This is a genomic window from Breznakia pachnodae (assembly GCF_030814225.1).
In the GTDB taxonomy this organism is placed as follows: domain Bacteria; phylum Bacillota_I; class Bacilli_A; order Erysipelotrichales; family Erysipelotrichaceae; genus Breznakia; species Breznakia pachnodae.
This window is the reverse complement of record NZ_JAUSUR010000001.1, coordinates 851,500-873,901: the sequence shown is the minus strand read 5'-3', so window position 1 is coordinate 873,901 and position 22,402 is coordinate 851,500. Positions and strand designations below refer to the sequence as shown.

The window sequence follows — 22,402 nt, the reverse complement described above, 5'->3', positions numbered from 1 at the left end:
GAAATCGTTTTGATTTCCTTTTAAATATTATTTACTTTCATCGTGAGTAATGAAGTAACTTTCCATTACACTATTATCATGCGGTGCATATAAATCACGACCACCATCATCAGCTAAACGATATGCAAGGATTTGAATTGCTGCTGAGAATTCGATGAATTTAAAGTTATCACTTTTTGGTGTGAATAATAAATCTTCATCATTGTATACTTGTTGTCCGATAATGAATCCATTCTTAAAGATATCTTTTACATATCTTCCTAAAGCCATCATCTTAGATTCATCATCTCCTCCACCATTCAATACGATTACACAGTGAGTAGAGTTGAATCCATAGTTTGGACCATGAAGACATTCTTCTGTCTCATATCCAAATGCAGGTATTTGCGGAATTTCCCAAACCTTTACTGCTGCTTCCTGAGCAACAGGTAATAGTTCACCACTACCTACAAATAGTAAACAACTTGAACGTAACATTTTACGTTTATTGAATGTTAACCATTCATATGTACTGTCACTAACATTACGATGATTTGCGATAGAAGCTTTTGCTTCTTCTATGTAACCATCATAATCTTGTTGAGTGATGCTTTCTTTTATAATTGCAACTTGCATTGCAATTAACATAGATGTGAATACAGTTGTTGTATAACCAATCGTACGAGTTGGATATTCTTCATATCCACAACCCATATCAATATGATACTTTGCATCTTTCGCAATTTTAGTATCTGCTGATTCACTCATTGCAAATACACAGTATCCTTTTTCTTGAAGGAACTGTAGTGCATTTCTGGTAACTACTGAGTTACCAGTTTGAGAAACAATAATATAAATTGCATTAGGATTATAAATGTATTCATCATTTAAAAATTCATTAGGATTATAAATACTAATTCTGATTCCTGAAACTTTTTGTGCAAATTTCTTTGCAGTTGAGATTGAAGTAAGTGACGTTCCAGAACCAATATATACTAATTCATCAGCATTCTTAATAAATGCTTTTTCTTTATTTAGTGTATCTGCGATATTCACTTCCTTGTTATCAATAATTTTAGTTAACAAAGAAGGAATACGATTGATACAATCACGCAAACTATCCATAGATACTCCTACAAGAAGCCAAGTACTTTACCAGCTACACCAAACGCCATTAGTAGAATCATAATAACGATTGGTTTTGCACCTTTGTTGATTGCTTTGTAGCATAGGAATACTAATAGTAATGGAAGTGCTTTTGGGAAGATAGAGTCAAGAATGTCTTGAACAACAATTTCTGTACCTTCCATATTCACCACTGCTCCAATATTAAATTTAACCATTGTACATGCCATCGCACCTACCGTCATTAATCCAACAGTAGTAGCTGCTTTGGTGATTTTTCCTAACAGTCCACTTTCAGTAGCTGACTTAATGAATTTACCACCTAAACCAAATCCGGCAAATACACCATAGTAACGAACAAATGTTGCAGGAATGTTATAAATTAGTAGGTGAACTAAGATTCCTAGTGGGTTACCAGTAGCTGCCAATGAAATCCCAATCCCTAGTGAGATAACACGTAAGGAACCTTGGAAAATTGAATCACCAATCCCAGCAAGTGGTCCCATTAAACTAATCTTAATTGCATTGATTGATGATTTATCAAATTCTTTATCAGCAACTGCTTCTTTTTCCATTGATGCAGTTAAACCAGTAATGAATCCACCCATTGTAGGTGTTGTATTGAATAACTCAAAGTGACGTTGATAAGCTTCAATCTTTTCTTCTTTTGTAGTGTAATACTCATCAATTACTGGAATCATTGTATATACATAACCAAGACCCTGCATTCTTTCATAGTTATAAGTACTACTTAATGTCAATGTTCTTCTAAACACTTTTCCCAACATTTTATTTTCAGTTGGTGCTATATCAAATCTATCCTTAATCATTGAATAAGTCCTCCTCAGTTACAGCTTCAGAAGATGTAGCTAGTGCCACTTCTTTTCCACCTTTATTATTACTTTCTAACAACATAATTACTGAAATAACAACTCCAGTAACAGCTACTCCAAGCATTTCTAAGTTGAAGAAAGCTACAAGAATTACTCCTAAGAAGAAGTAAACACTCATCTTCTTAGACCACATCATACGTAATAATAATGCAATCCCAACGGCTGGCATAAGATCACTTGCGTAATCCAATCCATCAATTACAGTTTGTGGGATGATTTCAATTAAATCCTGTGCAAATCCAGTACCAAAGTAAAGAGCTGCAAAGATAACAATTCCTTTTGGTAATTCTGGTAGGAATGCTAAAGCAACATGTAATCTTTCAAGTCCTTTTGTGTTACCAGTAGCACATAATCTTTCTACTAATGGATTGAATAAACCACGTAACAGGTAACCAAATAATGTTAAGAAAGAACCAAGTAATGCCACAGGAACAGCAAATGTTAATGCTACCTCTGTACTTTGTCCCATAGAAATTGCAAATGCGGTACCAATCGCTGATCCTAAGGTTGCATCCGAAGGTAAGGTACCTCCAATTTGCATTACCCCTAAGAATACTAACTGCAATGTTGCCCCTATGACAACCCCTTGTTCAAAGTCACCTAGGATCAATCCTACAATTGGTGAAACTACTAATGGAACGTTGATCATCGGATATGACAACCATGCTTCCAAACTAATCAATAACCATACAACTAACGCAATAAGTAATGCTGTAAATAAGTCCATATCATTTCCTCCTCTATATTTACTTTAAAAGTTTTTGATGATTGACTCTGCAGATTTAGCGTTTTCTGATGGTACCATTCTAAATTCTACCTTATCAACCATTTCAATTAATTTATTAAGTGCGTTAACATCATCTTCATTTACGTAAACTGCAGGTGCAATTAATTTGCTACCTTCTTTACGTTTGATTCCCCCAATGTTTACATGATCCACTTTTTCGTTTATCTTTTCGATTAATCGAGAAGCATCTTGTACTGTTTTTACTAATACGAGTACTTTTGATTTTTCTACTCTTGGATCGTTCAATAGTGCAGCACCTTCATCAATACTGCGGATGGCTAAGTTAATACCTGTTGGTTTTGCCATCTTTAATGCCATCTTTGACATTTCGTTAGTTACTACATCATCATTCGCAATTAAGATTGATGTGATATCTAAATTAGATACCCATGTAACTGCAACCTGTCCATGTAATAAACGTTCATCAACACGAAGTAGTTCTACCATAGTCTGTCCTCCTCTTCTTCGCTTTGCATTTTTTCTAAATCAAACAACTCCACTCCAGTTTTGCTGTTTTCAACAATACGCAGAATATCTTGTTTGATTTCTGTGATTTGACATAATAATGCAAGTTCTAGTACCATTGCCAGATTCATTCCCGCAATCACAAACACATTGTCAATGTTACTTAGTTGAATCATTTGATTATAAACACTTCCACCTTTTAAATCACAAACCACAAAAATGTAACTATCTTGATGTTCATCAATTAGTTTCTTTGCTTCTTCATAAATTGCTTGTGGAGTTTCGTACGTTTCCAATCCATAAGAGTAGATATCTTTATTCTTACCTACAATCATTTCAGCGGCGTTGTGCATACCCTCTGCAAGACAACCATGAGAAGCTAAAATTAACTTCTTATTCATGTTTCACATTCCTTTCACCCTGTATATAAGAAAAAAACGTGCCAACTTTTATGTTTGATACGAAAAGTATCGATAAACAAAGGATATAAAAAACCAAAAAACATTTTAAGTCTTTTGGTTTCGACACTGTCGGTTGATTGTTTCGACACTACTTACGATAAATGTGATCATGGATATATGCAATTTCACTAATTGGTATTTCTACACAATAGTGTTTTTCCAGATTCTTGAAACTGTTTTTAACAATCTCAATAAACTCTGCTTCTTCCTTAATGAAAGAATCTAGCTGATCATACTTCGTAATATAGTTATCTGTTATGAGTCGCTCAATTAAACAACTGATATGAATATACAATCCTACAACGGTACTACTAGTTAAAGCAGGATTCATTGTTGTTTTAAGTTCCTTTATAATTTCCTCAGTATAACTTACAATTTTTTCTGGATTTAAGATTGTCAGATACTCTAATAAATTTTGCAACGAGAAGTTACGTAATAGGTTATGTGAGAACTTATCAATTTGTTCATCAGTTAACACTGTATTGAATAATAATTGAATCTTATCCATATTCTGTTTTTCAATTAATTCCTCTACTGGAATATAAGAATCTTTATCATCCAGTGGATTAGCAGTACCTACAATATATTGAACATCATACTGTTCATAAATATCTGAATTCTTTTGGTTATTCTGAATTTCACTAAACTCATGGGCAATAATTTCCATATCCACTTCTTCAGGTAAACTATCCTGCAACAATTGTGATAGTTTTTCAGCAGTCTGAATTCCTGTAGGGCATACCGTAATAATTGCCTTATTTTTTCTTTTGGTTTCAATATAAATATGTCGATTCTGATAATCTGTTGTTTCTACTGTATTCATGATTTGTGTAATTGATTCATTTCTTGTAATCATAAATCCAATATCAAGTACTAACTTTAAAGTAACATTATTAAAAATCACAATATTTACAGATTCATTAGTATTAATATTCTTATAGATTTCTTCTAGGGATCCCATATCTACCAGCATTACAATATTACTGATATTGGGTTGAGAATGAATATACGCATTTAACTTAGCTGCAATATCAGTTGCCTGTAAATCCATTGGCATATCAATGGCATCAAAGACATAGCTTCCCAGCATATGATTCGCAGTTGTGGTAATACTGCTGGCTGTGGAGTATCCATGTGCCAATACAATACCATGGGTTTCCTTCTTCTTTTCTACACCAGTCATTGTCTTCAGGTAGACATAGAAGTCAAGAATTCCTAAAGAGTTAAATTCTATATTGATACTGTTACTAATAATCTGTAAGATTTCTTGTGTCATATTATAATTTTCAAAGTCTTGTTTTTTAATATACTCTAAGCAATCTAGGATTATTTGTTTTTCTTCGTTATAAAGAGAGGTACAGGAATTGATGTCAATTCGATAATCATATAATAATTTACTTAAACTGATTACTTCTGTGTTAGTTAAGGAAATTCTAAATTTTTGCGATATTTTTAATCGTATGTTTTCAAACAGACTTTGATACAATACTTCATTTACGTTCTTTTTACCTTCTTCAGTAAATGTTAGTTCATCCAAATAAACACGAAGAATCGCTTTTGCATTATCAATGAACTGGAAGTACGATTCATTTTCCTTTTGAATCTTTTTATAGTTTTCAATCATATGCTCATTAAAGATATACAATTGCTTTTCTTTATTTTGAGCAAGATGGATTTCAGATAGCTTTAAGAATGTATCATTATCTAATTGCAATAGATTCATATTCTCAGCAACTTCATGAATAATATAGTCAGGTAAGTGTTGTAAATCAATTTGAATACAGTCATCTTGTTTATTTAAACGGGTATGTTCCATTAGTGCTGATGCAGCTAATACTTTTACCAGGTTTTTCATTTCACCAATATTACCATTGAATTCATAATCAATTAGTAGATTGTAAACCCTTTGTGAGATTGCAATTTCTTTTTGGATTTTCTTTGATTCATCTGATAATAGGAAATGTAACAGTTCTTTCTTTTCCTGTTTTGGTCGTTGTGCCAATGAAGGAATCTTACAAGTAATCGGAATTCTTCTCATTAGTGGTTTTAATAATGAGATTTGTGGATCTTCAGTAGTTGCGAAAATAATAAATACTTTAGAAGAATACCATTTTTCATTATCACCAATCATATGATAAATTCCTTTATCCATAAACAGATAAAGTTTTTCCTGACACTCAGGACGCAAGCAGTGAATTTCATCCAAGAATAGAACACCACCATCGGCTAAACTAAGTAAACCTTTTCTTTCCTGACTGGCACCAGTATAAGCACCTTTTACATTTCCAAATAGGTTGGTTAAGAACAGTTCTGGATTATCTGCATATTCTGAACAGTTTACCGCAATAAAACGACTGTCCTTGGCAAAGACACTCTTTTCTACACCATAATCATACATGGTTTGAGCAATCAGACTCTTTCCAACACCAGTTACACCAAGTAATAGGGTAGACAATCCACCATCAGGATAGGTAACTGCAGATTTACATTGGTCAATCAAATAGTTCAAACTTCCTTCATGTCCAATTAGTTTCGTAAATGATTTTGACTTGTTTTTCTTTGCTGCAATATCTTCCTGAAGTTTTTCTAATGAAGGATAGGTGTCCTCTAATACTTCATAATTATTTGTTACTAATATTCGTGGCACGAATATTACTGGTCTGCTGTTTATTTTTATTAGTCGTTTCTCTTCGACTAATTCATTCAGATATTGTGATACAACATTACGGCTGACATTAAACTGTTCTGCAATTGCTGAGGCACTAAAGGTATGCAAGTCTTCCCAGTTAATTGACTGATAGTTTTCTTCTATGTATATATAAACTTTTTCTTTTGTATTCATGTTTACCTCTCTTCATGTTTTTTCCTTAAATAGGATGAGGGATATCCAAGTTCATTTCGATAGTTAGAAATTGCTCTACGTGAACACTGAATACCCTGGTTAGTGATTAGTGTGTATAATTTTTGATCACTTAAAGGTTTTTCTTCGTTTTTTATTAATGAATCAATCAAATGTTTTACTTGTTCAACTGATGATCCATCTTTTGTCTTTTTAGATAATAGGATATGCAGTGGATAAATTTGATTATGAAATAAGAAATACTTATTCTTTATAATTCTTGATACAGTTGATAAATGCATATTGCAGTTTTCCGCAATATCTTTTAAACGCAAAGGTTGAAGTGGTTGGTCTTCTATCAGGGAAGCAGATTGTGTATCTGCCATAGTATCCACAATAGATAGTAAAGAAAGATTTCTTTTATTTAAAAAATCAATTAGTTGCTTACCATCACGAATAAAATTTTGTATTATCTTCTTATCTTCTGCATCTAATGTCTTTTGATTGTTGTAAATATTTTTGATATTTATTTTTGGTATATTTAATAGTTTTACCTGTATATGGTCATCTTCTACTATAAACTCAATATCTGGTTCAATAAATACAGTAGGTTGATGCGTATACCCATTTCCAGGTCTTGGTTCTAGTGTTCTTAAGTTCTTTAAACTATCAGATAATTCTTCCTTGGAAGAATTAGTTTCTTCAATTATTATTGATAACTTGTTTTCAGCAATATCACTTAAATGATATTTGATGATTACAGGTAACAATTGATCTTTTGGATAAAGTGTTTCTGCTTGAACTATCAATGCTTCATACATATCTTTGGAAGCAACCCCTAATGGTTCAAACTGCTGAATTACTTTAACTACCTGTTTTACTTCTTTGACAGTTGTTTTGTTTACTTTAGCAATTGTTGCAAATGCTTCGCTTAAGTATCCCTGTTCATTTAGTGAATAGATAATATATTCTCCTAAATTTTTATTCTTAATATCACTGTAAGAAAGTTGTTCCAACAGAATGCTAACTAAGGAATTGTCTTCCTGATAAAAATCAGCTTGAATAAAATCCTGTGAATGATCACTAAAATAAGTTTCTTCAACTTCTAAAAGGGGATTCTCTTCTAACTGTTCTTTGATATAGTCTTTTAGTTGAATGCGATTCAACTGCATAATAAAAAGCGACTGTTTCATCTGTAGTGATAAGTTCAGCTTTTGTTTTTGCGTGATTAAAATTTCGGTTTTTGTCTTTGTCATACTTACTTTATCTCATTGATATTATTTCAATAAATGAGTGAATTGTCAAAACTGATTTTAAAGATATCGTAATATTTGTAACATTACTTCTCTAAAAAGGATAAAAGAAATTGCAATTTCATAGTATGATAATAGTAATGGATAAGGAATAATATGCATAAACACTGTGTTTTTGACTTTCTATAGTGATTGCAAAAAAGGATAATTTCAAAACAAACTGCGTTATTAATTAAGCGTTTACATTTTGATATACTGTGATTGTCAAAGGTACCACGAAGACAATCGATATAGGGAATATATAAATCTATAAGGAGAACTATATGGCAAAAAATAAGGACTATACACAACTGGCAACGGAAGTTGTTGCAGCAGTTGGAGGAAAAGAAAATATAACAAGTGTTACAAACTGTATGACAAGATTACGATTTACTTTAAAAGATGACTCAATCGTTGATGAAACTGAAGTAAAAGCAGTTAAAGGAGTCAAAGGAGTTATGAACAAAGGGGGACAATATCAAGTAATTATTGGAACTGAAGTTAGTGAAGTTACACCATTTGTTCGTAAAGTATTAGGAATCAGTGAAGAAGATCAACCAGTTGAAAAAACAGATGATGGTAAGAAAGATACAGTATTCAATCGTTTGTTTAAAGCAATCAGTGGATGTATATTACCAATGATTGGACCATTAATTGCTGGTGGAATTATTAAAGGTATTTTAGTTACATGTACTACATTTGGGTGGTTATCAGATGCTAGTGGAACATATCAGGTATTATATGCAGCTGCTGATTCAGTAATGTACTTCCTGCCAATTATTGTTGGGTTTACAGCTGGTAAAGTATTTGGATGTAATCAATATGTTACCGCAGCGATTGGGGCTGCACTGGTTTATCCATCACTTGCAACTGCACTGAGTGGAGAGGCACAATTAACATTCTTGGGTATTCCTCTTACATATGTAGATTATACACAAACATTACTTCCTATTTTATTAGCATCTTATGTTGCATCATGGGTGGAAAAGTTTGCGAAAAAAATTGTTCCAACAATGTTACAGTTAATGATAGTTCCAACAATCGTATTGATTATAGTAGTTCCATTAAGCTGGCTAGCAATTGGTCCAGTTATGAATACAGTATCAACTGTATTATCAGATACAGTAGTAGGAATCTTTAACTTTAGTCCAATTCTTGGTGGAATCTTATTTGGAGCATTCTGGCAGTTAATGGTATTGCTAGGACTACATGCTGCATTTATTCCAGTATTATTAAATAATATATTTACCATGGGATATGATCCAATTAATGCAATCTTAGGTTTAACTGTATGGGCATTAGCTGGTGTATCACTTGGTTATGCGTTAAAGATGAAAGATCCAGAAAAGAAATCAATTGGGTTTGGTGGTATGGCTTCTTGTCTATGTGGAGTAACAGAACCTACAATTTATTCAATTGCATTACCACAAATCAAGTGCTTTGCAGCAGCTTGGATTGGTGGAGGAATTGCAGGAGGAATCCTAGCTGCTCTAGGTGGTAAAATGTATACCTTTGCTGGTGATGGATTATTCAGATTTCCAGCTATGATCAATCCTGAGGGATTGGATATCAGTTTCTATGGATTTATTGCATGTGCATTACTTGCGTTTGCAGTAGCAGGAGCAATTACATTTGTTGTAGCAGATCGAGATAAATAAAATGAAAAGTCGATTCAATTTGGATCGGCTTTTTCGTCTTGTTGGTTAAATCACAAGTGATGAAATACTACTTTTTCGAATTCCACTCATCACATTTTGATTCCAACAATTTGAAATCAACTGTAGCAATTCTTATGTATCCCAAGTCATTTCTATTGGAAGACTTTAACTTATAAATGAGGTTGAAGTTCTTTGTGAGAAATTTTTTATTTGCTCTAATAAAGTTAAGTTCTTTTTGTAATAAACTTTTCTTCTTGTAGTCTTCTATTTTGTTAATATTGATTTCCATACAATCGGTTATTGAAACAGGAAACATATTGCTAAATAATATTTTTGATATTACATGTAGACTTCCATCAAAACGTTGTTCAGTAATGAAAACAACAGGCACAGTTCGCATAGGTTTCAATAGTTTATGACTTTCATAACCTTTATTATTTACTTTATCAGTTTTGTAATCCTTGTTTTCTTTCGCTGAGCTTAATGGAATAAGATATGTATAATTATTTATAGATAATAAAAATCCAAAATATACTCTCTTACTTCCATCTTTCTCATTGATACAAATTCTGTTATCTCCTTCTTTATTTAAGAAATGGATGTAATCATTTTGCACATAATATAATTTCATAAAATCCCTCCAATATGTATATAAACAAAAAAGAGGATAAATCCTCTTCAATGTTCTCACTTTATGGTAGGGAAACACCTATTTTAACGCTCTCACTGTATGGTAGAGAAACACCGATTTTAACGCTCTCACTATGTGGTAGAGAAACACCAAATAACTATACTTACATTATAACTGATTTGATTCGAAAATCAACGGCTGATTCTAAATTTTAATATGATTTTTGCTAACTAAATATTTAGGACTTTTATGGAAAATAACGTATACTATCTTCGATTATTGACGATTGTGGTAGAATAAAGATATGAATAAAAGATGATTGGAGGAGCATTATGATACCACAAGATGTTTTAGATGAACTTATTACATTTACAGATGAAGAAATCGATAATCTTAATAAAAAGTATATTGTTGATCGCTCTATTTATTTAAGTGAAAAATCAAATGTAATTGACTATAATAAAATGCTTAGTAAAAATCAGTTACTGTCTGTGCGTAAGCATGCTCGTTTCGCTCAGTATCCAAAACACCGTCATAATTATATTGAACTTTCCTATGTATATAGTGGAAGTATGACTCATCAGATTGAGGAGAAAGAAGTCACTATACAACAGGGAGAACTTATATTATTGAATCAGAACATTGAACATGAAATTCAGTTTACTGGTGAAGATGATATCATCTTTAATTTTATTATTCGTCCTGAATTCTTAGAGTTTTTATCATCAATGGTAGATGAGCAAAATGAAGTGTTTAATTTTATTTTTCAGGCATTATATTCTTATGATAATAGTGGTGAGTTTTTAGTATTTAAAACAGCTGTTAATGAAGAAGTTCGAGATATTGTGGCGAATATTATTACCAAAATATATCGTCCACAGATGAATAATGACTTAACACTTAAGTTATTAGTAGGATTATTACTTACAGAACTAATCAATCGCCCTGACCAGATTGAAGCCTATCGAAATGAAAGTTATGAAAAACTGATTAGTAGTTCTATTTTAAAATATATTAATACCAACTATAAAGAAGGGTCATTAAAGGTTTTATCAAAACAGATTCATCAGCCAGATTATAAAATTTGTAAGATTATAAAGAAGCATACAGGATCTACATTTAAACAACTGGTTCAAAATGAACGTTTGAAAAATAGTGAGAGCTTATTAAAGACAACCAATATGGCAGTTGTGGATGTAATGGAAGCAGTAGGGTATGAGAATATTACTTACTTCTATAAGATATTTAAAGGGAAGTATCATATGACTCCAAATGAATTTCGAATGAAGTTAAAAGCGACAAAATAGGATAATAACGAAACAAGTTTCGATATTCTATTTTTTTGTTTGAATTGGTACTATTAACTTATAGAAATAGATAAAAAGAGGAAACTATTATGAAAAAAATAATTCAGAATATAGAAAATAGAAATGATAATTATCTCTATCCTTTTTTCTGGCAACATGGAGAGTCAGATGATAAGTTAATCGAATATATTGAAAAGATTTATGAATCAGGTATTCATAGTCTTTGTATTGAATCCAGACCACATCCAGAGTTTTTGGAAGATGGTTGGTGGAAAACAATGACATTGATTATTGATGAAGCAAAGAAACGTGATATGAAGATTTGGATTTTAGATGATGCAAAGTTTCCTACAGGTTATGCAAATGGTAAAGTACCTAATGATTTGAAGAAACGTTATTTGAACATGCGTAGATTTGATATTGTTGGCCCATTACGTAAGGCTGAAATTAATATGATGAATATGGCAGATTTTCGTCAAATGATGAAGAATCCTGATTATGTGAATGATGAAATCTATAAAGTAATTTTAGCTGAAAATTCATTTGAAAGCGCTGATAGCTTTAAAGAGGATAGTTTATGTGATGTTACAGAATACTTGAAAGAAGGAATGCTTACATTAGATTTGGATGCAAAACATTATAGTATCTTTGTTGTTTATAAGACAACTTATGGTGGAGAAGAAACAACAAAAGATTATTTGGATCCTACTCGTAAAGAAGCAACACAGATATTACTGAATGAAGTATATGAAAAACATTATGAGCATTTTAAAGATGACTTTGGAAAGACGATAGTTGGTTTCTTTTCAGATGAACCGCGTTTTGGAAATATCAAAGGAACAGAAGCAATTATTGGAAAAACTGATATGGTGTTACCATGGAATGATAACATTCAACAAGAACTAGAGCACATCAGTGATACTGATTTAGTGTTTTTATTCAAAGGTAAAAGTGAGCAGGCAAATAATACTCGCTTTGAATATATGAATGTTGTTAGTCAATTATATAGTGATAATTTTTCTAAGGTACTAGGAAACTGGTGTAAAGAAAAAGGTGTTGACTATGTAGGTCATGTGATTGAAGATAATAATGTTCATGCTAGGTTAGGTTATGGACCAGGACACTACTTCAGAGGGATTGCTGGACAAAGCATGGCAGGTATTGATGTCATTGGTGGTCAGATTATTCCAGGAATGGATTATCATCATGATGCTTTCTCAACAGGAGGAAGTGATGGAGAGTTTTACCATTATGCATTATGTAAGATGGGAGCATCAGCTGCTAAATTAGAAGCAGATAAACGTGGAATCTTGATGTGTGAAGCATTCGGTGCATATGGTTGGGTTGAAGGACTCAAGATGATGAAATGGATTACGAACCATATGCTAGCTCATGGTGTGAACCTAATCGTTCCTCATGCATTTGATCCTAAGGAATTTCCTGACTGGGATTGTCCTCCTCATTTTTATGCAAATGGAAACAATCCACAGTTTCCTTACTTCCATTATTGGAGTGGATATACTAATCGTTTATGCAATTTGTTGAATGATGGATATCAGAAATGTGAAGTAGGAGTTTTATATCATGCATTTGCTGAGTGGTCAGGTGGAACGATGTATATGCAGAAAGTTTTAAAAGAACTGCAACAACATCAAATTGACTGTAATGTAATCAGCGAGGATTATCTGAATGATGCACAGTTAAAAGATGGAAAATACTATATTAATGGATTTGGATTTCATACATTAATTGTTCCAGCAGCAAAACAGTTGCCAGATGTTTTATTAAAGAAATTAGAGGAATTATCTAGTACAATAGAGGTTATATTTACTGATTATTTCCCTGGCAATATTACAAAAGAATTTGGTACTGTTTTACCACTTTCAAAGATTGCAAAGACCTTGAAATCTAGTAGCGAAATCAAGTTAGAGAGTGACGAAAAAAATCTTACCTTCTATCATTATGTGCAAGAAGATGGAGATGTATTCTTATTTAATAATGAAGATATAATGAAGGATATTCATACAACAGTGTCTTTAAAGGCATCAAGTGACTTAATGATTTATGATGCCTATGAAAATAGAACATACCAATTAGATTATCAAAAGATAAATAATGAGATTGTGTTCGATTTACACTTAAAACCATATGAAATGCTTGTGCTTGTTAGTGGAATGAGTAAAGAAAAGCAAGCAGTTATGGGAGATAAAATTATTGATATAACAAATGATATTGAAGTATCCTTAAAAGCTTATACTGATAAGGAGTATTCAGAGACTTTTGATTTGAAAGAATTAGCATACTTTGGTGATCAATATCCTCGTTTTAGTGGAAATATGAAGTACAGGTTTACAGTTGACTTGGCAGAAACAGATGTACTTCTGCAAATTAGTGAAGTATATGAAATAGTGGAAGTAATTGTGAATGGTAAAAACTGTGGAGTGAAGATTGCCCCTGAGTATGTGTTTGATATTTCAAAAGCTTGTGAAGTAGGCAATAATACGATTGAGATTATCGTAACTAATAACCTTTCAAGAAATCAGCGTGATGCATTCTCACAATATCTGCCATTGGAACCAATGGGGATTGTAGGAACAATTGGCTTGTATAAGAAAATTGCAAATTAGGTTAATAGAAAAAACAACTTGCGTTATTAGAATGTGAGTTGTTTTTTTTTATACTAAAGGAGAGGTGAAGCAATGAAATATCATTTAGCAATCGACATTGGTGCATCAAGTGGAAGACACATTCTTGGCTATATGGATAATAACCGAATAATAATTGAAGAAGTGTATCGATTTACCAATGAGATGATAGAAAAAGATGGACATAAGTATTGGGATATAGATTATCTCTTTGATGAAGTAAAGAAGGGGATAAAAGCTTGCGTAACTGCAGGTAAAGTTCCAGTGACTCTGGGTATTGATACATGGGCAGTTGACTATGTATTACTTGATTATAATCAACAACGATTACAGGATGTATATGCTTATCGTGATTTACGAGTTGATATATATATACCTGAATATTTTAAGGTAATAGAGTTTGATCGAATCTTTGAACTGACAGGTATTCAATATCAGAAGTTCAATACAATCTATCAGTTAAAAAGTGATGATAAAGAAGTAAAAGAAAAAGCAAATCATTTTCTAATGATACCAGATTATCTTCACTATAGGTTAAGTAATCAGATGGTGAATGAGTATACAAATCTTACATCTACTCAATTATTTAATATAAAGGAAAACGAACTCTCAACTGAGTTGTTAGATGCTAGTAAAGTAAATCATTCTATGTTTGAGAGGATTGTGAAACCTGGAACATCAATTGGTAATCTAAGTGATGAAATAGCAAATGAACTTGGATTGAAAAGTGAAATTATTGTACCACCAACTCATGATACTGCATCAGCGTTTATGGCAAGTGTAGGCGTTGGCAGCATCATAATTAGTTCAGGAACGTGGTCGCTTATGGGAGTAGAAATAAACAATCCTATTCTTAGTAAAGATGCTCAAATGGCAAATTTCACAAATGAAGGTGGATATGAAGGATATCGATTTTTAAAAAATATTATGGGCTTATGGATTATTCAAGAAGTATCAAGAATGTATGCAAATCGTTATACGTTTGATGAATTAGTTAACTTAGCATATAAACATCCATTTGAAGGTGTATTTGATGTCAATGATGAACGGTTTTTAAATCCACAGAATATGATAGAGGAAATAAAAGAATACTTTCAGGAACGCAATCAAATAGTACCAACGAATGTAGGAGAACTCACATATTGTGTTTATAACTCATTGGCATACAGTTATAAAAAAACTGTAGATGAAATAGAACGAATCACTCATAAATCATATTCAACTATTAATGTTGTAGGTGGTGGATGTAGGAATAAACTATTAAACGAAATGATAGCAGAAAAGACAGGAAAAACAGTTTTAGCTGGACCTATAGAAGCAACTGCATTAGGAAATTTACTTACCCAGATGATTGCGAAAGGGGAAGTGAAAGACTTACAGGAAGGAAGAAATATAATAAGAAATTCATTCCAGATTTTGGAATATCATAAAGGAGGAAACGATGAGAACAAAAAACAAATATGAAGAGGCAAAAAAAGAGTATAAAGGTTTGGGGATAAATGTCGATGAAGCATTAGCGAAATTACAATCGTATCCTGTATCAATGCATTGCTGGCAAGGAGATGATGTAATTGGTTTTGATGGGTCAACCTCTTTGTCTGGAGGAATTCAGACAACTGGGAATTATCCGGGTAAAGCAACAACTCCAGAGCAGTTAATGGAAGATATGGATAAGGTGTTTACTTTGGTACCTGGTACCAAACGAATCAATTTACATGCAAGTTATGCTATTTTCGAAGATGGAGAGAAAGTGGATCGTGATGCAATAGAACCAAAACATTTTAAAAAGTGGGTGGAGTTTGCAAAAGAAAGAGAACTTGGTATTGATTTTAATCCTACACTATTCTCTCATGAAAAAGCAGAAGGATTAACGTTAGCGAGTTCAGATAAAGATATAAGAGATTTTTGGATTAGACATTGTCAGGCCTGTATTCGTATATCAGAATACTTGGCTAATGAATTAGATACGCATTGTTTAATGAATATCTGGATTCCAGATGGATTAAAGGATATTCCAGGAAATCGCTTATCACCAAGAAAACGTTTTATGGAATCACTTGATGAAATTCTTTCTGTTAGTTATGACGAAGATAAAGTACTAGTATGTGTAGAATCAAAAGTGTTTGGAATTGGAATGGAATCGTATACGGTTGGTTCAAGTGAGTTTACAATGAATTATGCATTATCAAGAGGAATCTTGCCATTAATGGATAATGGACATTACCATCCTACAGAAGTAGTATCGGATAAGATATCTTCCATGTTGCTATTTCATGATAAGATAGCTCTTCATTTAACTAGACCAGTAAGATGGGATAGTGATCATGTAGTTTTATTTGATGATGAAACAAAAGAGATTACAAAGGAGATTGTGCGCAATGATGCAATGGACCGTATCTATCTGGGACTTGATTTCTTTGACGCAAGTATTAATCGTGTGGGTGCTTGGGTGATTGGAATGCGAAATGCGCAAAAAGCGTTATTATATGCTTTATTACAGCCAAATGAAAAATTAAGTGAACTTCAAGATCAAGAAGATTTTACTCAATTAATGATGATTCAAGAAGAATTAAAAACATATCCATTCAATGATATATGGAACTATTATTGTGAAACTAATAATGTGCCTATCAAAGATGAATGGTATCAAGATGTAATGAACTATGAACAAGAAGTATTGCGAAAGAGAGACTGATATGAAAGTAGAAGATACAAGTTTTATTAAAGAATTCCAAAAAATTACAAATGATGCTTGGTTAAAAGGATGGCATGAACGCAATGGTGGTAATATCAGTTATCGCTTAACAAAAGGTGAAGTGGAATTGGTTAAGCAAGACATAGATGAACAAAGTGATTGGATTGAGATAGGAGAAACACTATCAAATTTATCTAATGAAATATTCCTGATTACAGGAAGTGGAAAGTTTATACGAAACATCAGTATTCATTTAAAAGAAAATTGTGGACTTATTCAAATTGATTCAACTGGGCAACAATATCGAATTATTTGGGGATTAATAGATGCCAAACCAACAAGTGAACTGCCAACACATTTACGATCTCATTCAGTAAAAAAAGAGCTAGATAATGAATATCGTGTTATTATGCATAGCCATACAACAAATATTATTGCATTAACATTTGTCTTGCCTTTAGAAGATAAAGTATTTACAAGAGAGTTATGGGAAATGGCTACTGAATGTCCAGTTGTATTCCCAGATGGAATTGGTGTTGTTGATTGGATGGTTCCTGGAGGACATGCAATTGGTAAAGAAACATCAAAGTTGATGAGAGAATATGATGTAGTTATATGGGCACATCATGGAACCTTTGCAGCAGGTAAAGATTTGGATTTAACTTTTGGATTAATGGATACAGTAGAGAAATCTGCAGAAATTTTAGTAAAAGTTTTGTCAATGGGAGGAAAACGTCAGACAATTACTTCTAATAACTTCAAAGAATTGGCAAAAGATTTTAATGTTGAGTTACCGGATAAGTTTTTAGATTAATAAAATAGTGATTATACATAAATAAATGTATAGTCACTATTTTTGCGTGAAAAGAGACGAAATCCTTGTTGTATGATATTGTAGAAATATATAATCAACATTACTATTGACTTTCACATTGTGTGAAGGTTTATGATATAGGTGTAATTCGAATTATAGTATAACTTTTGGAGGGAATGTGATGTATAAAATTGGAGAGTTTTCTAAACTTGTCAATGTGTCTAAGCGAATGCTGAGACACTATGATGAGTGTGGGATTTTTAGTCCTGCTTACACAGATGAGAATAGTGGTTATCGCATGTATAGTGTACATCAGATACCTCATTTGAATCAAATCATAATGCTGAGAGATTCTGGATTTAAGATAGAAGAAATAAACTCTGCACTTGAACATGCAAAGGATACCTCATTTTTGATATCTGTTTTAGAGAGTAAGAAAAAACAATCTTATACTACGATTAAAAATGAACAGAAGAAGATTAAAAAATTAGAAGAACAGATGAAATTACTTAAGGAGGAAAAAAGAGTGATTAAAGGTACAGAAATAGATTTTGTCGTTAAGAATAGTTTAAAAGCTTTAGAATTATACAAAAAGATATTTGAGATTGAAGTAATTGAAGCTACGGATTATCCTGAGGGTAAGAATGAAGCGGTATTCACTTTATATGGAACTCGTTTTCATATGTTGGATGCAAATCCTGAATATGGACTTATGGCACCAGATCCCGAGCATCCAAATACCATTTGGTTTAATATATCAGTTGAAGATATTAAGAAAACGCACGAAACTGCACTTGCGAATAATTGTATGGAGATTCAACCAGTAACAGAAATGATGGATGGCGCAATTAGTAACTCACTTTTCGTGGATCCATTTGGTTATATGTGGATGTTGCATCAGATTTATCAGGTGCTAAGTTTTGAAGAGAGAATAAAGATTATTGAAGAAGAAATGGAATCATAAATTTATAATTGAAAATAGGAGTAACAATTGAAGATAATTGTCGCTCCTGTTTTTTATAATGACTGATTTACTTGTAATAATTAAATTCTACTTCCAGCATAATATCCACTGCGAATAGCATCAGCTACTTTTCCAATTTTCAGCGAATCACCAATAATGTTTGTATGTTTCGGATATTTTGCTTGTATTTCTTTTGCTAGTTTATTAGATGGCAACATACCAAATGCGCTGATGACAGTATCTCCATCGATTTTTTGTTTGTTTCCATCTTTGTCTTCTACTATAACTCCATCATCTAGTATTTCCACAATCTTAGAGTTTGTATGTTGTTCAATACCATACTTTCCAAAATCTCTAAAGATAGAAGCTGCATTAATGAACATTACATCTTTAGCAATTGTATCTTCCATTTCAACAATCTTTACTTTCTTATTGTGTTCACTGGCTAATTCAATGGCACTATCACATCCTGATAGTCCACCACCACACATGATTACGGTATCACCTTTGATCATGTCTTTATTGATGTGTGCATCAATTACACTGATACTCTTATCGATTCCATTGATATTAGGAGCAATTGGTGTTGCACCACTACCAATAATAATTTCATCAGCATTTTTAAGAATTTCATCATCGATTGTAACTTCGTGGTTAAGATGAACTGTTACATCCAGGTTCTTTAATTGTAATTCGAACCATGAAACTAATTTCTTTAATTGGTCTTTGAATTTTGGTGTAGCAGCAACTGCAAGCTGGCCACCGATTTTACCATCTTTCTCATATACAGCAACTTTATGTCCACGTAGTGCAGCGACTCTAGCAGCTTCAAGTCCACCAGGACCTGCACCGATAACAACTACATTTTTGACTTTATCAGCATCTTCCAGCGCTAATCTTCTTTCATCACATGCTGTTGGATTTACTGCACAACTTAATTTTGTAAGTCTTGTTACAATACGTCCAACACATTCTTCATTACAACGAATACAAGGACGAATATTTTCAGTATCTCCATCCATTAATTTGTTAGGCATATCTGGATCAGCAATTAATTGTCTACCAAACATTGCGAAGTCAGCTTTGTTATTGCTTACTAAATCCAATGCACTATCAGGAGTGTGATTTCCTGAGTTCATTAATGGAATAGAAACATGTTTTCGTGCTTCATCACATACATACATCATACAAGCATCGCCTGTATATGCACTAGGGAAGATATAGTCAATTGTTTCATAACAACCACTATCAATATCAAGAGCATCGACTCCAGCATTTTCTAAGATCTTGATTAATTCCATACTTTCTTCTAAAGTTCTTCCACCTTCAAACATATGGTCTAAAGAGATTCTGAAGATAACAGGTAACTTATCACCAACGACGGATTTAATTGATTCAACAATTTCACAAGGAAAACGCATTCTATTCTCAGCACTTCCACCATATTCATCATCACGAATATTCCATACTGGTGACATAAACTGGTCAACCAGATAACCAGCATGTGCATGAATTTCAATTGCATCAAAACCTGCATCCATTGCAATTTTTGCTGAGTTTGCAAATTCTTTCATAATATCTTTAATTTGGTCTTTGCTTAATTTACGACATTTAATTTCAGGGTTGAATGTCCATGGTGTTTCGCTTGATGAAAATGGTGGTTCACCCATCATATTTGGAAAAGCATTACGTCCAGTTCCACAACTAATCTGACAGCAGATTTTAGCTCCATAACGATGTGATGCTTCAACAACACTTGTTAGTTGAGGAATGACATAGGTATTCTGTAATACTCCTTCCAGTGATCCTTGTGCAAGCTCAGGGTTTAAAAATTGACACCCCATTATTATTAGTCCTACTCCACCTTTTGCACGACGTTCGAAATAATCGATTTCGTCATCTGCAATCGTACCATCAATGTGAGAAGAATTTGTTCCCATTGGACTCATAACAAGTCGATTCTTCACTTCCATTTTACCGATTGAGAAAGGTGTAAACAATGCATCATATTTCATAAAAGAAATACCTCCTTATCTATATCATAAACAGTTGTGAAAATATAAACAATGTGCATATAATTAAAATATGGAGAACATATTGTGCAATTGCACAATAGCGTGAAATAAGGTATGATTTGATTATGAAAACACAAATGATATATGAGGTGCTGTTAACAGCAATTCAAGATAATAACTTTGATAATTTACAATCAACAATTCAAGCGATACTTGAACTTCCTTTTGTAATCTGCGATAACAATTATAATGTTGTAATGCAGGTTCCTCAGCAATATTATCAGGATGAGTTATGGGATTCGATGTTGAAGCATAAGACGGTAATTCCAGAGATGGTGTATTTGATTCAAAAAGATAGATATCAAGAAGCATTGGATCAAAATGATAACATTATTTATATCGATTATGGAATTGGTGAGAGAATTCAAAGAATCGTAGCTAGTATTCGTTTCGAAGAGAAAGTAGTTGGATATATTTGTGTATTGTTAACCGATCGAAAAGTAAGTGATGATGAATTTGAAAGAATTGAGATATTAATTAAATTTCTTAGTTTATATCTATCCAAGCATATAGTTCCTCATATTCCTAATAATGATATGTATTTTCATTTACAAGATATCTTCGCAAACAATGATATAAGAAGAGAAGATTTAAAGAATCATATTATTAAATCAATTACAGAACTAAATGGTGGATTTGTAATTGCATATACTAGTGTAATTGATAAGTCGAATGAAATAGTATATCTTTATCAATTATTCAACCATGTGAATCGTTTGGATTATATTCATCCTATATTAGATGATAATCATTTATACTTATTATTTACAGATGTAAAAGGGACGGATTTGCGTTCCTTTATTCAGAAACGACTGAAACCAATTTTAAATCAGACAAAGGTTGTGGATCTTTCTTTTGGTATCAGTAATTATTTTACTTCTATTCATGATATTCTAACGTTTAAACAGCAGGCAATTCATGCTCATAGTTTTACAGATAATCATGATTACTGCTTCTTCAAAGATGTTGCTGTAGAAGATTTGTTTACACAGATTCAAAAATCAGATGAGAATAATCTTTACTTACTTCCTGCATTAGAAGTATTGAAGGATTATGATAAAGAATATAATAGTAATTATATGTTCACATTAGAAATATACATAAAACAATTATGTTCATCTCAAGATACTTGTCAGATTCTGAATATTCATCGTAACAGTTTATTGTATCGATTGGATAAAATACAGGAAATTACTTCTTTAAATCTAAAAGATAAGAAAGTAATTACTCAGTTATTATGTAATTTTTATATATACTATTAAGCAACTAAAAGTGCTGTATTTAAGTGTTATTTCTAATGGGTATAATCATTGACAATTCTTACTCCTGGTGGGAAACTATACTAATTATAAAGGAAAGGAGTTTTACTATGAATACTATGGTATTTGTTAATTTTCCAGTAGCAAATGTTGAAAAGTCTACTGAGTTCTATCAAAAGTTGGGATTTAAGCAAAACAAGGAATTTTCAAATGATGATGCGAGTGCAATGGTGTGGGATGATCATTTTTGGATTATGCTGCTAAATCATGAGTTTTATCAAAAATTTCTTAGTGGTAAAACAATTGCTGATGTTCAAAAGACAAGTGGTGCATTAATTGCATTTAGTTTGGAGAATGCACAGGCAGTTAAAGACTTTGGAGAAAATGCTAAAGCCAACGGTGGAAACTACCATCATGTAGAGATGGGAATTCCAGAAGAGCAAATGTATGGACTAGAAGTTCAGGATCTTGATGGTAATACATTAGAACCTTCTTGGATGGCAGTCTAACATG

Annotated in this window: 18 protein-coding genes; 9 read left to right on the top strand and 9 right to left on the bottom strand. The window is 32.3% G+C overall.

The features are described from left to right. Positions 1 to 27: 27 nt before the first annotated feature. The 7 genes from J2S15_RS04255 to rpoN all read right to left on the bottom strand — a co-directional run bounded on the left by J2S15_RS04255 (position 28) and on the right by rpoN (position 7,805). A complete protein-coding gene (locus J2S15_RS04255; RefSeq protein ID WP_307405781.1) occupies positions 28 to 1,104 on the bottom strand; it encodes an SIS domain-containing protein in 1,077 nt (358 codons plus the stop codon). An 8-nt stretch (positions 1,105 to 1,112) separates the two neighbouring features. Beyond that, a complete protein-coding gene (locus J2S15_RS04250) occupies positions 1,113 to 1,934 on the bottom strand; it encodes a PTS system mannose/fructose/sorbose family transporter subunit IID (RefSeq protein WP_307405780.1) in 822 nt (273 codons plus the stop codon). Beyond that, on the bottom strand, positions 1,927 to 2,724 hold the full coding sequence (locus tag J2S15_RS04245) for a PTS mannose/fructose/sorbose/N-acetylgalactosamine transporter subunit IIC (protein WP_307405779.1): 798 nt from the start codon (positions 2,722 to 2,724) through the stop codon (positions 1,927 to 1,929). Before J2S15_RS04245 ends, J2S15_RS04250 begins: the two co-directional genes overlap by 8 nt. A gap of 24 nt (positions 2,725 to 2,748) precedes the next feature. After that, the gene (locus J2S15_RS04240) at positions 2,749 to 3,231 is read right to left on the bottom strand and encodes a PTS sugar transporter subunit IIB (RefSeq protein ID WP_307405778.1); all 483 of its coding nucleotides are present in this window, start codon (positions 3,229 to 3,231) and stop codon (positions 2,749 to 2,751) included. Continuing rightward, a complete protein-coding gene (locus J2S15_RS04235; protein WP_307405777.1) occupies positions 3,225 to 3,650 on the bottom strand; it encodes a PTS sugar transporter subunit IIA in 426 nt (141 codons plus the stop codon). The genes J2S15_RS04240 and J2S15_RS04235 overlap by 7 nt, the downstream gene beginning before the upstream one ends. A 148-nt stretch (positions 3,651 to 3,798) precedes the next feature. Continuing rightward, positions 3,799 to 6,552 carry a sigma 54-interacting transcriptional regulator gene (locus J2S15_RS04230; protein WP_307405775.1) on the bottom strand — a complete coding sequence of 918 codons (2,754 nt, stop codon included), beginning with the start codon at positions 6,550 to 6,552 and terminating at the stop codon, positions 3,799 to 3,801. A 2-nt stretch (positions 6,553 to 6,554) separates the two neighbouring features. Further along, positions 6,555 to 7,805 carry an RNA polymerase factor sigma-54 gene (gene rpoN, locus J2S15_RS04225; protein ID WP_307405774.1) on the bottom strand — a complete coding sequence of 417 codons (1,251 nt, stop codon included), beginning with the start codon at positions 7,803 to 7,805 and terminating at the stop codon, positions 6,555 to 6,557. Between the two features lie 320 nt (positions 7,806 to 8,125). Here rpoN and J2S15_RS04220 point away from each other — a divergent pair, with 320 nt between their 5' ends. Next, the gene (locus tag J2S15_RS04220; RefSeq protein WP_307405773.1) at positions 8,126 to 9,499 is read left to right on the top strand and encodes a PTS transporter subunit EIIC; all 1,374 of its coding nucleotides are present in this window, start codon (positions 8,126 to 8,128) and stop codon (positions 9,497 to 9,499) included. A gap of 67 nt (positions 9,500 to 9,566) precedes the next feature. Here J2S15_RS04220 and J2S15_RS04215 read toward each other — a convergent pair whose 3' ends face one another. Continuing rightward, positions 9,567 to 10,130: a type III toxin-antitoxin system ToxN/AbiQ family toxin gene (locus J2S15_RS04215; RefSeq protein WP_307405772.1), complete on the bottom strand. Its 564-nt coding sequence runs from the start codon at positions 10,128 to 10,130 to the stop codon at positions 9,567 to 9,569. A gap of 332 nt (positions 10,131 to 10,462) precedes the next feature. Between J2S15_RS04215 and J2S15_RS04210 the strand changes: the two genes are divergently transcribed. From J2S15_RS04210 to J2S15_RS04185, 6 genes are all read left to right on the top strand, one after another. Then, a complete protein-coding gene (locus J2S15_RS04210) occupies positions 10,463 to 11,437 on the top strand; it encodes an AraC family transcriptional regulator (protein WP_307405771.1) in 975 nt (324 codons plus the stop codon). An 89-nt stretch (positions 11,438 to 11,526) separates the two neighbouring features. After that, the gene (locus J2S15_RS04205) at positions 11,527 to 14,064 is read left to right on the top strand and encodes a hypothetical protein (RefSeq protein ID WP_307405770.1); all 2,538 of its coding nucleotides are present in this window, start codon (positions 11,527 to 11,529) and stop codon (positions 14,062 to 14,064) included. A 72-nt stretch (positions 14,065 to 14,136) separates the two neighbouring features. Beyond that, entirely contained in the window at positions 14,137 to 15,546 is a 1,410-nt protein-coding gene (locus J2S15_RS04200) for a rhamnulokinase (protein WP_307405769.1), read from the top strand. Further along, positions 15,524 to 16,777: an L-rhamnose isomerase gene (locus J2S15_RS04195; protein ID WP_307405767.1), complete on the top strand. Its 1,254-nt coding sequence runs from the start codon at positions 15,524 to 15,526 to the stop codon at positions 16,775 to 16,777. The genes J2S15_RS04200 and J2S15_RS04195 overlap by 23 nt, the downstream gene beginning before the upstream one ends. 1 nt (position 16,778) lies before the next feature. Further along, positions 16,779 to 17,591, top strand: coding sequence for a rhamnulose-1-phosphate aldolase (gene rhaD / locus J2S15_RS04190; protein WP_307405765.1), 813 nt, complete (start codon positions 16,779 to 16,781; stop codon positions 17,589 to 17,591). 181 nt (positions 17,592 to 17,772) lie between these two features. Beyond that, a complete protein-coding gene (locus tag J2S15_RS04185) occupies positions 17,773 to 18,555 on the top strand; it encodes a MerR family transcriptional regulator (RefSeq protein WP_307405763.1) in 783 nt (260 codons plus the stop codon). Between the two features lie 80 nt (positions 18,556 to 18,635). Here the strand turns inward: J2S15_RS04185 and J2S15_RS04180 are convergent, their stop codons facing one another. Next, positions 18,636 to 20,570, bottom strand: coding sequence for an NAD(P)/FAD-dependent oxidoreductase (locus J2S15_RS04180; RefSeq protein WP_307405762.1), 1,935 nt, complete (start codon positions 20,568 to 20,570; stop codon positions 18,636 to 18,638). 125 nt (positions 20,571 to 20,695) lie between these two features. Here J2S15_RS04180 and J2S15_RS04175 point away from each other — a divergent pair, with 125 nt between their 5' ends. Next, the gene (locus J2S15_RS04175) at positions 20,696 to 21,892 is read left to right on the top strand and encodes a PucR family transcriptional regulator (protein WP_307405760.1); all 1,197 of its coding nucleotides are present in this window, start codon (positions 20,696 to 20,698) and stop codon (positions 21,890 to 21,892) included. Between the two features lie 107 nt (positions 21,893 to 21,999). After that, positions 22,000 to 22,398, top strand: coding sequence for a VOC family protein (locus J2S15_RS04170; protein ID WP_307405758.1), 399 nt, complete (start codon positions 22,000 to 22,002; stop codon positions 22,396 to 22,398). Positions 22,399 to 22,402: the final 4 nt, after the last annotated feature.

Coding starts and splice junctions, on each gene's coding strand:
- J2S15_RS04255 (WP_307405781.1), bottom strand. CDS start 1,104: ATGGATAGTTTGCGTGATTGTATCAATCGTATTCCTTCTTTGTTAACT.
- J2S15_RS04250 (WP_307405780.1), bottom strand. CDS start 1,934: ATGATTAAGGATAGATTTGATATAGCACCAACTGAAAATAAAATGTTG.
- J2S15_RS04245 (WP_307405779.1), bottom strand. CDS start 2,724: ATGGACTTATTTACAGCATTACTTATTGCGTTAGTTGTATGGTTATTG.
- J2S15_RS04240 (WP_307405778.1), bottom strand. CDS start 3,231: ATGGTAGAACTACTTCGTGTTGATGAACGTTTATTACATGGACAGGTT.
- J2S15_RS04235 (WP_307405777.1), bottom strand. CDS start 3,650: ATGAATAAGAAGTTAATTTTAGCTTCTCATGGTTGTCTTGCAGAGGGT.
- J2S15_RS04230 (WP_307405775.1), bottom strand. CDS start 6,552: ATGAATACAAAAGAAAAAGTTTATATATACATAGAAGAAAACTATCAG.
- rpoN (WP_307405774.1), bottom strand. CDS start 7,805: ATGACAAAGACAAAAACCGAAATTTTAATCACGCAAAAACAAAAGCTG.
- J2S15_RS04220 (WP_307405773.1), top strand. CDS start 8,126: ATGGCAAAAAATAAGGACTATACACAACTGGCAACGGAAGTTGTTGCA.
- J2S15_RS04215 (WP_307405772.1), bottom strand. CDS start 10,130: ATGAAATTATATTATGTGCAAAATGATTACATCCATTTCTTAAATAAA.
- J2S15_RS04210 (WP_307405771.1), top strand. CDS start 10,463: ATGATACCACAAGATGTTTTAGATGAACTTATTACATTTACAGATGAA.
- J2S15_RS04205 (WP_307405770.1), top strand. CDS start 11,527: ATGAAAAAAATAATTCAGAATATAGAAAATAGAAATGATAATTATCTC.
- J2S15_RS04200 (WP_307405769.1), top strand. CDS start 14,137: ATGAAATATCATTTAGCAATCGACATTGGTGCATCAAGTGGAAGACAC.
- J2S15_RS04195 (WP_307405767.1), top strand. CDS start 15,524: ATGAGAACAAAAAACAAATATGAAGAGGCAAAAAAAGAGTATAAAGGT.
- rhaD (WP_307405765.1), top strand. CDS start 16,779: ATGAAAGTAGAAGATACAAGTTTTATTAAAGAATTCCAAAAAATTACA.
- J2S15_RS04185 (WP_307405763.1), top strand. CDS start 17,773: ATGTATAAAATTGGAGAGTTTTCTAAACTTGTCAATGTGTCTAAGCGA.
- J2S15_RS04180 (WP_307405762.1), bottom strand. CDS start 20,570: ATGAAATATGATGCATTGTTTACACCTTTCTCAATCGGTAAAATGGAA.
- J2S15_RS04175 (WP_307405760.1), top strand. CDS start 20,696: ATGAAAACACAAATGATATATGAGGTGCTGTTAACAGCAATTCAAGAT.
- J2S15_RS04170 (WP_307405758.1), top strand. CDS start 22,000: ATGAATACTATGGTATTTGTTAATTTTCCAGTAGCAAATGTTGAAAAG.